The sequence below is a fragment of the Streptomyces sp. SID10853 genome, assembly GCF_010548145.1.
Taxonomy (GTDB): domain Bacteria; phylum Actinomycetota; class Actinomycetes; order Streptomycetales; family Streptomycetaceae; genus Streptomyces.
The window spans coordinates 1-13,696 of the sequence record NZ_JAAGLN010000192.1; the positions used below are offsets into that span (position 1 = coordinate 1).

14 protein-coding genes and 1 rRNA gene are annotated in these 13,696 nt (G+C 69.9%); 12 read left to right on the forward strand and 3 right to left on the reverse strand.

The genetic code is table 11. The features are described from left to right. The 9 genes from rrf to G3I19_RS27500 all read left to right on the forward strand — a co-directional run. Positions 1-78, forward strand: a 5S ribosomal RNA gene (rrf, locus tag G3I19_RS27460); the annotation flags it as partial. Positions 79-146: 68 nt separating this feature from the next. Next, on the forward strand, positions 147-791 hold the full coding sequence (locus tag G3I19_RS27465; RefSeq protein ID WP_164266404.1) for an HAD family hydrolase: 645 nt from the start codon (positions 147-149) through the stop codon (positions 789-791). A 41-nt stretch (positions 792-832) separates the two neighbouring features. Beyond that, positions 833-2,077 carry an MFS transporter gene (locus G3I19_RS27470; protein ID WP_164266405.1) on the forward strand — a complete coding sequence of 415 codons (1,245 nt, stop codon included), beginning with the start codon at positions 833-835 and terminating at the stop codon, positions 2,075-2,077. Continuing rightward, positions 2,028-3,203: an acetoin utilization protein AcuC gene (locus tag G3I19_RS27475; RefSeq protein ID WP_203600373.1), complete on the forward strand. Its 1,176-nt coding sequence runs from the start codon at positions 2,028-2,030 to the stop codon at positions 3,201-3,203. The genes G3I19_RS27470 and G3I19_RS27475 overlap by 50 nt, the downstream gene beginning before the upstream one ends. Before the next feature lie 424 nt (positions 3,204-3,627). Further along, positions 3,628-4,443 (forward strand): phosphatase, encoded by an 816-nt coding sequence (locus tag G3I19_RS27480; protein ID WP_164266406.1) that lies wholly within the window; start codon positions 3,628-3,630, stop codon positions 4,441-4,443. A 130-nt stretch (positions 4,444-4,573) separates the two neighbouring features. After that, entirely contained in the window at positions 4,574-4,786 is a 213-nt protein-coding gene (locus G3I19_RS27485; RefSeq protein ID WP_164266407.1) for a helix-turn-helix domain-containing protein, read from the forward strand. Positions 4,787-4,906: 120 nt separating this feature from the next. Then, positions 4,907-5,005: an AURKAIP1/COX24 domain-containing protein gene (locus G3I19_RS27490; RefSeq protein WP_003948845.1), complete on the forward strand. Its 99-nt coding sequence runs from the start codon at positions 4,907-4,909 to the stop codon at positions 5,003-5,005. 168 nt (positions 5,006-5,173) lie between these two features. Next, a complete protein-coding gene (locus G3I19_RS27495; RefSeq protein WP_164266408.1) occupies positions 5,174-6,283 on the forward strand; it encodes an NAD-dependent epimerase/dehydratase family protein in 1,110 nt (369 codons plus the stop codon). A gap of 1 nt (position 6,284) precedes the next feature. Further along, positions 6,285-7,373, forward strand: coding sequence for a lysophospholipid acyltransferase family protein (locus G3I19_RS27500; protein WP_164266409.1), 1,089 nt, complete (start codon positions 6,285-6,287; stop codon positions 7,371-7,373). A 157-nt stretch (positions 7,374-7,530) separates the two neighbouring features. Here the strand turns inward: G3I19_RS27500 and G3I19_RS27505 are convergent, their stop codons facing one another. From G3I19_RS27505 to G3I19_RS27515, 3 genes are all read right to left on the reverse strand, one after another. Further along, a complete protein-coding gene (locus tag G3I19_RS27505) occupies positions 7,531-8,730 on the reverse strand; it encodes a DUF5667 domain-containing protein (protein WP_164266410.1) in 1,200 nt (399 codons plus the stop codon). 215 nt (positions 8,731-8,945) lie between these two features. Next, entirely contained in the window at positions 8,946-9,719 is a 774-nt protein-coding gene (locus G3I19_RS27510) for an ECF subfamily RNA polymerase sigma factor, BldN family (RefSeq protein ID WP_164266411.1), read from the reverse strand. 520 nt (positions 9,720-10,239) lie between these two features. Then, the gene (locus tag G3I19_RS27515; RefSeq protein ID WP_164266412.1) at positions 10,240-11,202 is read right to left on the reverse strand and encodes an HAD-IB family hydrolase; all 963 of its coding nucleotides are present in this window, start codon (positions 11,200-11,202) and stop codon (positions 10,240-10,242) included. A 156-nt stretch (positions 11,203-11,358) separates the two neighbouring features. On the opposite strand from G3I19_RS27515, the gene G3I19_RS27520 reads away from it, so the two are divergent. The 3 genes from G3I19_RS27520 to hemA form a co-directional block, all read left to right on the forward strand. Further along, positions 11,359-11,640, forward strand: coding sequence for a glutaredoxin family protein (locus tag G3I19_RS27520; RefSeq protein WP_164266413.1), 282 nt, complete (start codon positions 11,359-11,361; stop codon positions 11,638-11,640). A gap of 315 nt (positions 11,641-11,955) precedes the next feature. After that, the gene (locus G3I19_RS27525) at positions 11,956-12,765 is read left to right on the forward strand and encodes a redox-sensing transcriptional repressor Rex (protein ID WP_164266414.1); all 810 of its coding nucleotides are present in this window, start codon (positions 11,956-11,958) and stop codon (positions 12,763-12,765) included. Next, a partial coding sequence (gene hemA, locus G3I19_RS27530; RefSeq protein WP_164266415.1) for a glutamyl-tRNA reductase occupies positions 12,762-13,696 on the forward strand: 935 nt, incomplete at its 3' end. The genes G3I19_RS27525 and hemA, both read left to right, overlap by 4 nt.

Here is a 13,696-nt window from a genome sequence, read left to right on the forward strand (position 1 = left end):
CCGAACCCGGAAGCTAAGCCTTTCAGCGCCGATGGTACTGCAGGGGGGACCCTGTGGGAGAGTAGGACGCCGCCGAACAATTTTTAGCCTCAGCCCCGGACCGTTATGGTCCGGGGCTGAGGCATTTTTGCGTTTATGGTCAGGGTATGCGCTACGACCTGGTCATCTTCGACAACGACGGCGTCCTTGTGGACAGTGAGCCGATCTCCAACACCATCCTCGCGGGGTACCTGACCGAGCTGGGGCACCCCACCTCGTACGACGAGTCCCTCCGTGACTACATGGGTGCCGCCGTGCACCGGGTGCACGACACCATCCAGGAGCGAAGCGGACAGCAGCTCCCCGACGACTTCGACGAGACCCTGCACAGCCGGATCTTCGCCGCCTACGAGACCGAGCTCCAGCCGGTCGCCGGTGTCGGTGACGTCCTCGGCGAACTGGTCGCCCAGGGCGTCCCGTACTGCGTCGCCTCCTCCGGCACCCACGAGCGGATCCGGGTGAGCCAGCGGGTCACCGGTCTCGACGAGTGGTTCGAGGACGAGTGGATCTTCAGCTCGCAGGACGTCGGCCGGGGCAAGCCGGCGCCGGACCTCTTCCTCCATGCCGCCCAGCAGATGGGCGTCGCCGCCGAGCGGTGCGTCGTCATCGAGGACAGCCCCCTCGGGGTGGCGGCCGCCCATGCCGCAGGGATGGATGTGTACGGGTTTACGGCGATGACTCCCGCCGAGCGGCTCGCCGGGGCCAACGGCTTCTTCTCGAATATGTCGCAGCTGCCCCAACTCCTTGCCTGATCCATCTACCCACCGGTAGGCGAGGGGCCTACTGTGCCGCCATGACGACAGATGTTCGCCTGCGGCACGGCCGGGCCTCTCTGGGGCTCAGCTTCTTCGCGCAGGGCGCCGCGTTCGCTCTCCTGGTGACGCGGATCCCCGCCGTCCAGGACCGTTACGGGATATCCGACGGCCTGCTTCCCGTCTTCCTCGCCGCGGTTCCGGTTCTCGCCGGCCTCAGCAGTGTGGGCACCGAGCAGCTGGTGAAGCGGGTGCGGCCGTCGGCCGTGCTGCGCTGGGCGCAGCCCGTGGTGCTGCTGGCGCTCCTCGGTGCCGCCGCCGGTACCGAACTCTGGCAGGCGGCTGTCTCGCTCGGGGTGTTCGGGCTCGGCGTGGGGGCGCTGGACGCCTCGATGAACATGCTGGGGGTGAGTCTCCAGCGGGCCTACGGGCGCAGCATCATGCTGGGGTTCCATGCCGCGTACAGCCTCGGCGGGATCGCCGGTGCCTCGCTGGCGTGGGTCGGGGCGCACTGGCATCTCCCGCTGCTGACGCTGTACTGGCCGGTGGCCGTGGTGCTGCTGCCCGTCTGTCTGGTGGCGAGCCGCTGGTACGCGGATGCGCGGGATGTGGATGTGCCGCCGGCCGGGTCCGGGGAGGACGTCGAAGCGGCCGGTGGTGCCGGGGGCTCGGTCGTCTTCAGGATGCTGCTGCCGCTCTGCCTGGTGATGGCCTTCGCCTACATCGGTGACTCGACCGTCTCCAACTGGAGCGCCAAATACCTTCAGGACGTACTGGGCAGCTCCGAGCAGCTCTCCACGGTCCCGTACAACGTCTATATGGTCACCACGCTGCTGGGCCGGGCGGTCGGGGACTTCGGGGTGCGGCGCTTCGGTGCGGTGGCCGTGGTGCGGTTCGGGTCGGTCGTCGCGGCTGTCGGGTTCGGGGTGGTGGCCGGTGCGTCCGGGCCCTGGGTGGGGATGCTCGGGTTCACCCTGCTGGGCTTCGGGCTCTGTGTGATCGTGCCGCAGACCTTCGCGGCCGCCGGGCGGCTGTTCCCGCAGGCGTCCGACGCGGCCATCGCCCGGCTCAACATCTTCAACTACGTGGGGTTCCTGGTCGGCTCGCCGCTGGTGGGCGCCATCGGCGACGCGTGGAACTACCGGGGCGCGATGCTCGTACCGATGGTGCTTGTGCTGGCGACCCTCGTGTACGCCCGCTCGTTCGGCCACGGGGATGCCCGATACGGTGTCGGGCATGAGCGGCCGCGGACTGTTGATGTGGGACGAAGCAGTAACGAAGTATGACTTCGGGCCCGGCCATCCGATGGATCCGGTGCGGCTCGCACTGACCATGGGGCTGGTCCGGGCGTACGGGCTGGACAGCGCGGTCGATGTCGTCGCCGCCAGACCGGCCGGGGAGTCGACCCTGCGCCTGGTGCACCGGGCGGACTATCTGGACGCGGTGCGGGCGGCGTCGGTCGATCCGGCGGCGGCGGATCTCTCGTACGGACTGGGGACCCCCGACGACCCGGCCTTCACCGGGATGCACGAGGTCTCCGCGCTGATCGCCGGCCAGTCGGTCGGTGCGGCTGAGGCGGTGTGGCGCGGCGACGCGGACCACGCGGTGAACTTCACGGGCGGGCTGCACCACGCGATGCCGGGTGCGGCCTCCGGGTTCTGCATCTACAACGACGCCGCGCTGGCCGTCGCCCGGCTGCTCGAACTGGGGGCCGAGCGGGTCGCGTACGTCGATGTGGACGTGCACCACGGGGACGGGGTGCAGGAGGCGTTCCGGGACGATCCGCGGGTGCTGACCGTCTCGCTGCACGAGCATCCCCGGACGCTCTTTCCCGGTACGGGCTTTCCGACCGAGACGGGCGAGGGCGCGGGGGAGGGGGCGGCGGTGAATCTGCCGCTGCCGGCCGGGACCGGTGACGCGGGGTGGCTGCGGGCGTTCCACGCGGTGGTGCCCGAGCTGCTCGCCGACTTCCGGCCGCAGGTGCTGGTGTCGCAGCACGGCGCGGATACGCACTTCGAGGACCCGCTGGCCCATCTGGCGGTCTCGCTGGACGCGCAGCGTGCGGTGCAGGTGGCCTGCCATGAGCTGGCGCACGAGTACGCCGATGGCGGGCGGTGGGTGGCGCTCGGCGGGGGCGGGTACGCGGTGGCCGACGTCGTGCCGCGGTCGTGGACGCATCTGGTGGGGATCGCCGGGCACGCCGAGATCGATCCGGAGTCGGTGATCCCGCCGTCCTGGCGGGACGAGGTGTATGCGCGGACCCGGGGGGTGGGGCCCGCGCGGATGACCGATGGGCGGTGGCCTGTGGGGTGGCGGTCCTGGGACGAGGGGTACGACCCTGCTGACCGGCTTGATCAGGCTGTGCTTGCTACTCGGCGGGCCGTGTTTCCTCTGCGGGGGTTGCTGGCTTAGCGGGTGGGGTTGTGCTGTCGGTGGCTCGCCGCCGGTGGGCTTGGTGCGGGTGGGGCGCCTGCGGCGGGCCTGTCCCCTCCCCGCCCCTTCCCGAAACCGGGGGCGGGCCCCCGGGCCCCCTGTGTCCTCAATCGCCGGACGGGCTTGGGGTGCCGGCTGTGTCCTCAATCGCCGGACGGGCTTGGGGTGCCGGACGGGCTTGGGTGGCCGGCTGGGCTTGGAGTTGCGGGACGGGCTTGGGGTGCCGGCTGGGCTTGGAGTTGCGGGACGGGCTTGGGGTGCCGGCTGGGCTTGGATTGCCGGGTGCGCTTGAAGTTCCCGCGCTGGGATTGGCGTTGCCCGTTGGCCGGCCGCGTTACGCCAACTGTGCCGGATATTCCCGGTTTCAGCCCGGGGGCGGCGTCATTGCGGCACGATCGGCAGGGTGTTGACCACCGGCGCCCTCCGCGCGCATCTGTTGGCGGCCCGGCTGGCCGGGCCCGTGGCCACCCCGCGGGAAGTGAGTCTGCGCAGTTACCGGCTCTTCGCCGCGCGCGATCCGCGGGTGACTCTCGGCATTCATCCCGAACAGGTGTGGGGAGAGCCGGAGTTACTGCGTCTGATGGCCGAGCGGTGCGGGGTGTCCGGTGATCCGGGACAGGTGTCGGGGCCCGATGTCATCGACCCGGAGCGGACGCTGGCCGGGCTCGACGCGTTCGCCGTGCGGCTCGGTGAGGCCGCGGCGCGTGGTGCCAGTGTGCTGTTCGGGACCGGGCACCCGCATCGGCTGCTCGGTTTCTACGCCGCGCTGGCAGACGCCCTGTCGGCGGCCGGATGTACTGTCCTCACCCCCGCGCAGGGTCGAAGTGTCGACATAACGACCCGGTTCGGCGTACGTACGCACCTCCTGGAGTACGTACGGGGAGTCGCGCTGATGCGCGAACCCGGCGTGCGGCAGCCGGGGAGTGAGCCCGGCGCACACACCCATTCCCCGCTGCCGGTCCGGGTCGCGCTGGAAGCTGCCGCGGCGGATGCGTACGGCCTGCCGGGGCTGGTCGTCGGCGACCACGGATGGGTCTGCGGGGCAGGTCAGCTGGGGGTCGAGGCGATCGGCCTCGCGGACACCGATGACCCCGCGCTGTTCGTCGGTGAGGCCGAGGGGCGGGTCTCCGTGGCCGTTCCGCTCGACGATGCGGTGCGGCCCCACTACTACCGGCCGCTCATTCGCTATGTACTCAATCGGGCGCTTCTGCCCCGGTAGGGAACGGGCTGTTGCTCCTCTTCCCCACTCGTACCACCCGCACCTAGTCTGGTGAGTGAGCGCGCCACGACGAAGAGTCACCGGAAGGGGAAGCCGGTGCCCCGTCGGGTGCGGAAGGTTCAGGTGGGTCATGGCTGCTGGGAGTGAGCGACCTCTCAACGAGGTCAGGTTCCTGACCGTGGCGGAAGTCGCCTCGGTGATGCGAGTGTCCAAGATGACCGTGTACCGGCTGGTGCACAGCGGTCATCTGCCGGCGATCCGGGTGGGCAGGTCCTTCCGGGTCCCGGAGCAAGCAGTGCACGCATACCTCCGCGAGTCCTTTGTGGGGGTCCAGACCGCCTAGATGAGCCCGGGGGTTCCCTCGGATTACGTCCCTCACTCGGCGGCAGGTAGGCTAGGCCGACGTAGGTCGTGTGGGCCCAGACGCCCCGCACCGAGTGAAGAGAAGTGAGCGAGGGTAGTCGTGGGCTCTGTTATCAAGAAGCGGCGCAAGCGGATGGCTAAGAAGAAGCACCGCAAGCTGCTCAAGCGCACCCGCGTTCAGCGTCGCAACAAGAAGTAAGCGGCAGCTGTACGTGGTTCTGAGGCCCTCCCACCAGCATGGTGGGAGGGCCTCTGCGCGTTCCTGCGGGTAGATTTCCGATGACTTCACGCAGCGCATCACCAGTACAGCGCGATAACGAGCCGCTACCGTGGCCCGTACGGGAGTCCGAATGGGAAGGCGCTGATCTTGGGCAAGGTCGTGCTCGTCACCGGAGTGGCCCGGCAGCTCGGAGGCCGGCTCGTGCGCCGCATACTGCGGGACGCCGAGGTGGACCGGGTGATCGCGGTGGACATCGTGGAGCCCGCACACGGGCTGGGTGACGCCGTTTTCGTACGTGCGGACATCCGCCAGCCCGCCATCGCCCGGGTCCTCGCCGAGTACGACGTCGACACGGTCGTGCACATGGACGTGACCGGCACCCCGCTGGGCAGCGGCGGCCGGACAGCGGTCAAGGAGACCAACGTCATCGGCACCATGCAGCTGCTCGGTGCCTGCCAGAAGTCGCCGACCGTGCAGCGCCTGGTGGTCAAGTCCAGCACCAACGTGTACGGGTCGGCGCCCCGCGACCCGGCTGTCTTCACCGAGACGACGCCCCCCAAGTCCCTCCCCAGCGGCGGCTTCGCGAAGGACGCGGTCGAGGTCGAGGGCTATGTACGGGGCTTCGCCCGGCGCAGGCCCGATGTGGCGGTCTGTGTGCTGCGCTTCGCGAACATCCTGGGGCCGAGCACGGACTATCCGCTCGCCGAGTATCTGTCGCTGCCGGTGCTGCCGACCGTGTTCGGCTACGACCCGCGGCTCCAGTTCGTCCACGAGGACGACGTCATCGACGTACTCCGTCTTGCGCTGGGCGAACCGCCGCGCGGGACGCTCAACAGCGGCACGTTCAATATCGCCGGCGACGGGGTGCTGCTGCTCTCGCAGTGCTCGCGGCGGCTGGGCCGGCCGACGGTCCCGGTGCTGCTGCCGGCCGTGAACTGGGTCGGCTCCGCGCTGCGGACCGTGGGCGTCACCGACTTCTCGCCGGAGCAGATCCGGCTGCTCACCCATGGCCGGGTCGTCAGTACGGTGCAGATGCGCGAGACACTGGGGTTTGTGCCGAGGTATTCCACGGCCGGGGCCTTCGAGGACTTCGCGCTCAGCCGGGGCGACGGGCTGCTGCCGCCGCGGGCGCTGGCGCGGGCGGTCGACCGGGTCGCCGCCTTCGCCGAATCCGTAGGCCCGGCAGGACCCACCGCTGCCGCCGGCGCCGCCCGACCCGTCATTCCCGCCCACTCCGTCAGCAAGGAGCGCATCTGACATGGCCGATGCCAAGGTCATCCCCTTCGGCGACGAGCCGCGAGCGAGGCGGAACAGGAGCGGCGGCAAGGCCGCCAAGCGGTCCGGGACGCGCGGCAGGGCCGCCACGGGACCGCTCGCGCCCGTACCGGAGCAGCAGACGGGGCCCGAACCGTCCGAGGGGACCGAGCCGGCCGAGGCGTCCGGGCGTACGGAGCCCCCGGAACAGGCCGGAGCTGTGCGGGACCGGGCGGATCGCGTGGAGACCGGCGGAGACTGGGACCGGCGGATCGCCGGCGGGCTGGCCTTTCTGCGGCGCCGGATCACCGGTGAGTACGACGTCGACGAGTTCGGGTACGACCAGGAGCTCACCGACCAGGTGCTGATGTCGGCGGTGCGGCCGCTGTACGAGAAGTACTTCCGTGTCGAGGTGAAGGGCATCGAGAACATCCCGGCGGAGGGCGGGGCGCTCGTCGTCGCCAACCACTCGGGGACGCTGCCGCTCGACGGGCTGATGCTCCAGGTCGCCGTCCACGACCACCACCCGGCGGAGCGCCATCTGCGGCTGCTCGCCGCGGATCTGGTCTTCATGCTGCCGGTCGTCAACGAGCTGGCCAGGAAGGCCGGGCATACGCTGGCGTGCGCGGAGGACGCGGAGCGGCTGCTCCAGCGCGGTGAGGTCGTCGGGGTGATGCCCGAGGGCTTCAAGGGCATCGGGAAGCCGTTCTCCGACCGGTACAAGCTCCAGCGGTTCGGGCGGGGCGGCTTCGTGTCGACCGCGCTGCGGGCCGGGGTGCCGATCGTGCCGTGCTCGATCGTCGGCGCCGAGGAGATCTACCCGATGATCGGCAACGCGAAGACGGTGGCGCGGCTGCTGGGCTTCCCGTATTTCCCGGTCACGCCGACGTTTCCGTGGCTGGGGCCGCTTGGCCTGGTGCCGCTGCCGACGAAGTGGACCATCCAGTTCGGTGAGCCGATCCCGACGGACGGGTTCCCCGAGGAGGCCGCGGAGGACCCGATGCTGATGTTCAACCTGACGGACCAGGTGCGGGAGCAGATCCAGCACACGCTGTACAAGCTGCTCGTGCAGCGCCGGTCGGTCTTCTTCTGACCGGGGCTCCTTCCGGAAGGGCAGGAGGGGCAGGACGGTCAGGAAGAACAGGAAGGTCAGGAAGAACAGGAAGGTGCGGGGCCGGTGATCTTCCGGGCCCCGCACCTTCCTTCGGTATGGGTACTGCTGGTTTCTCCGTGCTGCTGGTCTCTCTGTGCTACTGGGCGTCCTCGCCGCTGATGCCCAGGCCCGGGAGCAGGCCGGGGAGCAGCGGGGGGAGGGTGACGTCCGGTGCGGGCTTGCTGCCTTCGCCGGACTTGCCCGTGCCCTCGGACGAGGACGAGCCGCTGCTCTTCGGCGGGTCGAGCAGGCCGCCCGTGTTGCCGCCGATCAGGCCCTGGTCGGCCTTGCCGCTCTCGGAGCCGGACGGCTGCGGCCGGGTGTCGTCCTTGCCGCTGTGGTGCGGGGCGGCCGATGTGGGGCCGGGACGGCCGGTGCCGGGGGTGGCCGGCTTCGTCGTGCCCTGGTGCCCTGGGGTGCGGGCGGTGGTGCCTGGGGTGTGCGGCAGCTGGGACTGGAGCGGACCGACCTCCTGGTCTATGGCGTCGAAGACCGAGTTGACCTGGTTTCCGACGTCGTGGAGCTGGACGGGCAGCCGGCCCCGGAGCTTGCTCCAGGTCTCCCGGTGCGAGCGGGAGAACGAGGAGAGAGTCTGGATCGGGCCGAGTGTCCCGTTCCTCGCGTACGCCTCGTGCAGCAGCCGGTGGCCTTCTCCGGCGTCGTGGTTCATACCGTTCAACGCGCGTCTGACTTCGCCCAGTTGCTCGTGGTCGAGCCGGCCCGCCCGGTCGCGCTCCAGGAGGCGGCGTGCCTCCTGGAGACGGGTGGAAGCCTGGTCGAGGTAGATCTCACCGCGGGCGGCGTCGTCGTTCGCCATTCCCAGCTTGAGATCTTCCATGCCACGCTTCAGCCCGTACAGCGAATCACCGGGGAGGGCGTCGGAGCTGGCAGCCGCGACGCCGCTGAAGGCTCCGGCCGCGACGCCGACGGTGAGTCCGCCCGCAGCGAGGCCCTTCGACCAGCGGGAGCGGGGGCGCAATTTCCGGAGCGGGGACGCCCGGTGGGCGCCTCGGCCGGTCCGCTGTTCGGGCACCTGAGGGCCCTCGGACACACCTCCCCCCGCGAGCATCGTCTCCATGGCCGCGACGAGCTGGGCTCGTTGCACCACTTTGACCTCAGGATCCAGCTGTGGTTTCGGTAGCTCTTCGAGCCCGGTCACCAGGGCCAGCAACTGCCCTTGTGTACTCGGTTCGGTGGGAGCTTCGGGCTGGTCGGCCGCCGAGCCCTGGAGTGTCTGCTCCTCCAGGGCCTGGGCGAAGGCGTTCGCCCGCCGGTGTGCCGAAACTTGTCCGATCACTGGCGGCACCTCCTCTCGTCATGACGATCGACTCCCCTCGGGGTCCGGAAGGTTGCCCACCTTGAGTGCTTCCACTCGATCGGGTGAGTACCTGCGGGCGTGGCTTGACCACAGGGAGCCTGCATCCGACACAACGAGCCGCACAGCACTTGGGTTACGGACGAAGGATGATCGGACCGCAGTGTCATGAGGCCATGACTGACGGTGAGTTGTGATCAGCGTGCGTCATCGGGGAGGAGTCGTGCCAGGGTGCGCACGGCACGGTACTGGAGCGTCTTGATGGCGCCCTCGTTCTTGCCCATGGCCCGTGCGGTCTCGGCCACGGAGAGCCCTTGCAGGAAGCGCAGGGTCACGCACTCCTGTTGCTGGGGGTTGAGCTTCCGTACGGCTTCGAGCAGGGCGGCGTTGGAGAGGGACTCCAGGACGGAGTCCTCGGGACTGCGCTCGACCTCGTTGGCGTCGAGCATTTCGCCCGTGGTCACTTCGAGCCGGAATCGGCTCGACTTGAAGTGGTCGGCGACCAGGTTCCGGGCGATCGTGACCAGCCAGGCGCCGAAGTCGCGCCCCTGCCAGGTGAAGGTGGAGATACGGCGCAGGGCGCGCAGGAAGGTCTCGCTGGTGAGATCCTCCGCCGTCGCCTTCCCGCCGACGCGGTAGTAGATGTAGCGGTAGACCGTGTCGCTGTACTGGTCGTAGAGCCGCCCGAAGGCGTCGGCCTCGCCGGCCTGAGCGCGTTCGACGAGGTCCATCATGCGTGCGCTGTCGCTGTCGGCCGCAGGCCGACGGGCGGTGGACGTGCCGGTGCCGCCGCGGCTGCGTCTGCCGACCGCCGCACCGCCATCGGCGAGGGCATAGCAGGGGCCGGCAGGCGCGGCTGTGGCAAATGCGGGGACGGCGTACGCGGTGGGGACAAAGCCGCGCAGCTGGTCAAGGACCGTTGTGCGCAGCGTAGCCAGGCCCGAGGCGTCAACCCCGACGTGTGGGTACACGGGACTCCCAGAGGCAGAGCTTCCATCACGTGCAGTGCTGGATTGTTCACTCGACGTGATGGCGAGTGAGGTCCGGTATGCGTCTGAGGAGAATAACGCTTCGTACAGGCAGTGCTACACCCAGTTGCTCAAATCATCGATTACGTCGCTTCTGTTACGTCTACACGTCGGATCAAGTAGCACTTCGTGACCGTTTATTGATCGGATAGCCTCACGATCCGTTTGATTGCGGGGTCACTTGTGCGCGAGCGGCCGTAACGGGACTGGCGGCGGGTGCGGCGGGGTAAGAAGTTCGATTCGCCCGTGCTCCCGGGAGTGGCGCGGGCGCGGAGAGCGGTTGACGTTCCGGTCAGCGACGGCTGACGCACGGATGGCCGGAGCGGCCCGGCCGTGGCGGCTCAGGGGAGCGGCTCGGCGGGGGTGCTCAGCGGGGTGGCTCGGTGAGGTGGCTCAGGGGCGGCGGCTCAGGTGAGCGGATCGGTGGGGGCGCTCAGTGGCGGGGGTGGCTCACCTGGACGGCTCAGTGGCGGCGGCGGTGCAGGGCGACCGCGGCGGCGGTGCCGCCCGCGAGCGCGCCGACCCCGGCCGCGGCGGGGATGCCGACCTTGGCCGCCTTGCGTCCGGTGCGGTAGTCGCGCAGCCGCCACTCGCGCTCGCGGGCGTAACGGGCCAGCTTCGCGTCGGGGTTGATCGCGTACGGGTGGCCGACGAGCGAGAGCATCGGGATGTCGTTGTGCGAGTCGCTGTACGCGGCGCAGCGCGTCAGGTCGAGGCCCTCGGCGGCGGCGAGCGCCCGTACGGCCTCGGCCTTCGCCGGGCCGTGCAGCGGTTCGCCGACGAGGCGCCCGGTGTAGACGCCGTCCATCGACTCCGCGACCGTGCCGAGCGCCCCGGTCAGGCCGAGGCGGCGGGCGATGATCGTCGCGGTCTCCACGGGGGCGGCGGTGACCAGCCAGACCTTCTGGCCCGCGTCCAGATGGGCCTGGGCGAGGGCGCGGGTGCCCGGCCAGATGCGGTCGGCCATGTACTCGTCGTAGATCTCCTCGCCGATGGACATCAGCTCGGAGACACGGTGGCCCTTGACGATGGACAGGGCGCTCTCGCGGGCGTCCTGCATATGGTCGGGGTCCTCGACGCCCGCCAGCCGGAACCACGCCTGCTGCCAGGCGAACCTGGCCAGCTCGCGGCGCTGGAAGAACTTCCGCTTGTACAGGCCGCGGCCGAAGTGGAAGATCGCGGCGCCCTGCATCACGGTGTTGTCGAGGTCGAAGAAGGCCGCGGCCAGACTGTCCCCCGCGACGGGGAACTCGGGCTCGGGGGTTGCTTCTTCGGTGGATTCTCCGGGTGCGCCGGATGTGTCGGTCCCGGTCGCTGCCGGTTCCTGCGAGGACTTCCGGGCTGCTTCGGCTGCGGCCTCGCCTGCCAGCACACTGCGTGCTGTCGCCGAGCGCCTGCGGGGGGTGAGCCATCCCAGTGCGGCCATGGTGCGAGCATAGCCAGTTCGGTGGAGCGTTCCTCACCTGACGGAATGCGGGGGAGTGAACTCCGGGCTGCGGATGTACGCGGATGTACTGCGTTACCCGTCCGCGGACCCGACGGTGGTGGGGCGTGTCCGTGCGGGCGGCGGAGAATGGTGGGTATGAGTCCTCTGTTCCGCCGCAGTGCCGGTCAAGGAAATCCCGCCGAGCGGGTCGTCACCCTGGTCGGGAAGCCCGGGTGTCATCTCTGTGACGACGCACGTGCCGTGGTGTCCGCGGTGTGTGCCGAGACCGGTGCGGGGTGGGAGGAGAAGGACATCACCCAGGATGCCGCGCTCAACGACGCGTACTGGGAGCAGATTCCGGTCGTACTCATCGACGGGGAGCAGCACACCTTCTGGCGGGTCGACCCCGACCGGCTGCGCCGCGCGCTGCGTTCCTGACCGCCGGGGAGGGGCGGGGCCCGGCCGGCGCGGAGCTTCGCACGCGAAATACAGCTACCATCGTGGGCGATTTGAGCGGTCTCGGGGGCGTAGGCGTGAGGAGTGTGTGCGGTTTTGTCCCCTTTGGGATCCCAACGCATTGGATCAGCCCGCGGTTCCGTCAATGCGCCGCCGAAGTGCGTGACCCCGGTCACTTTGCACGGACAAAACGGACACTATCTTTGTGCACGCGTTCACAAAGACATAGCCTGCATTCGACGGGGCGGTCCTGCTGGATGTGGCCGCCTGCAGCCTCGCTCATCCCGCAGGAGCACCGTGGCAACTGGCCGAACTCACCGACCGGCGACCCGTAGCCGAGGAATCCCCGAGGCCACCGTCGCCCGACTCCCGCTGTACCTCCGCGCCCTCACCGGTCTGTCGGAGCGCTCCGTGCCCACGGTCTCGTCCGAGGAGCTCGCCGCGGCGGCCGGGGTCAACTCGGCGAAGCTGCGCAAGGACTTCTCCTACCTGGGTTCGTACGGGACCAGGGGCGTCGGCTACGACGTCGAATATCTCGTATACCAGATCTCGCGTGAGCTGGGTCTCACCCAGGACTGGCCGGTCGTCATCGTCGGAATCGGTAACCTCGGCGCCGCGCTCGCCAACTACGGCGGGTTCGCCTCGCGTGGATTCCGGGTCGCCGCGCTGATCGACGCCGATCCCGCCATGGCGGGGAAGCCGGTGGCCGGGATCCCGGTCCAGCACAGTGACGACCTCGAGAAGATCATCTCGGACAACGGCGTCTCCATCGGTGTCATCGCCACCCCCGCGGGTGCCGCGCAGCCGGTGTGCGAGCGGCTCGTCGCCGCGGGTGTCACCTCGATCCTCAACTTCGCGCCCACCGTGCTCTCGGTGCCCGAAGGTGTCGACGTACGCAAGGTCGACCTCTCCATCGAGCTGCAGATCCTGGCCTTCCACGAGCAGCGGAAGGCCGGTGAGGGCGCTCCCGCGGGTCCGGACGCCGACGCACCTCCGGTCCGGGGCGCCGCACACGCGGCCGCCGCCGCGCACACCGTGAACGCACGTACCGCCCACACCGACCGGAAGGGACCCGACGGGGATATGCCCGCCGTGATGCCGGCATGAGTCTTCTGGTCGTCGGAGTCAGCCACCGCAGCGCGCCCGTCAGCGTGCTGGAGCGGGCGGCACTCTCCGCTGATGCGCAGGCCAAGCTGTTGCAGGACACGCTGGCCGCCGAGCCCGCCGCCGAGGCTGCGGCGCTCGCCACCTGCAACCGCATCGAGCTGTACGCCGACGTGGACAAGTTCCACGCGGGCGTCGCCGAGCTGTCCACGCTGCTCGCACAGCACTGCGGTGTCGGGCTCGAAGAGCTCACTCCTTATCTCTATGTGCACTACGAGGACCGGGCCGTCCACCACCTCTTCTCGGTGGCGTGCGGGCTGGACTCCATGGTCGTGGGCGAGGGCCAGATCCTCGGCCAGATCAAGGACGCGCTCGCGCTCGGCCAGGAACTGCACACCGCGGGGCGGCTGTTGAACGATCTGTTCCAGCAGGCTCTGCGGGTCGGCAAGCGCGCGCACAGTGAGACCGGCATCGACCGGGCCGGGCAGTCGGTGGTCACCTTCGGCCTCGAACAGCTCGCCGGCGGCGCTGATGTGGCCGGCTGGGCCCGGGGCAAGCGCGCCCTGGTGATCGGCGCGGGCTCGATGTCCTCGCTGGCCGCCGCGACGCTGGCCCGCGCGGGCGCCGGGGAGATCGTCGTCGCCAACCGGACGCAGGCACGTGCGGAGCGGCTCGCGGAGATCCTCGGCGGCGCCGGGGTGACCGCTTCGGCCGTCCCCATGGACGCCGTCGACGGAGAGCTGGCCCGTGCCGACCTCGTCGTCTCCTGTACGGGGGCGACCGGTCTCGTACTGACGGCGGAGTCCGTGGCCCGTGCGCTCGGCGAGGAGTTCACTCCCGCGGAGCCGACCGTTGAACCCGTCCCCGATGTGCCCGCCGACGCCACGGCCGCCACCGCGGCCGCGCGCGCGGTCGACTCGCTCGAACAGCACGG

Coding starts and splice junctions, on each gene's coding strand:
- G3I19_RS27465 (WP_164266404.1), top strand. CDS start 147: ATGCGCTACGACCTGGTCATCTTCGACAACGACGGCGTCCTTGTGGAC.
- G3I19_RS27470 (WP_164266405.1), top strand. CDS start 833: ATGACGACAGATGTTCGCCTGCGGCACGGCCGGGCCTCTCTGGGGCTC.
- G3I19_RS27475 (WP_203600373.1), top strand. CDS start 2,028: ATGAGCGGCCGCGGACTGTTGATGTGGGACGAAGCAGTAACGAAGTAT.
- G3I19_RS27485 (WP_164266407.1), top strand. CDS start 4,574: ATGGCTGCTGGGAGTGAGCGACCTCTCAACGAGGTCAGGTTCCTGACC.
- G3I19_RS27500 (WP_164266409.1), top strand. CDS start 6,285: ATGGCCGATGCCAAGGTCATCCCCTTCGGCGACGAGCCGCGAGCGAGG.
- G3I19_RS27515 (WP_164266412.1), bottom strand. CDS start 11,202: ATGGCCGCACTGGGATGGCTCACCCCCCGCAGGCGCTCGGCGACAGCA.
- G3I19_RS27520 (WP_164266413.1), top strand. CDS start 11,359: ATGAGTCCTCTGTTCCGCCGCAGTGCCGGTCAAGGAAATCCCGCCGAG.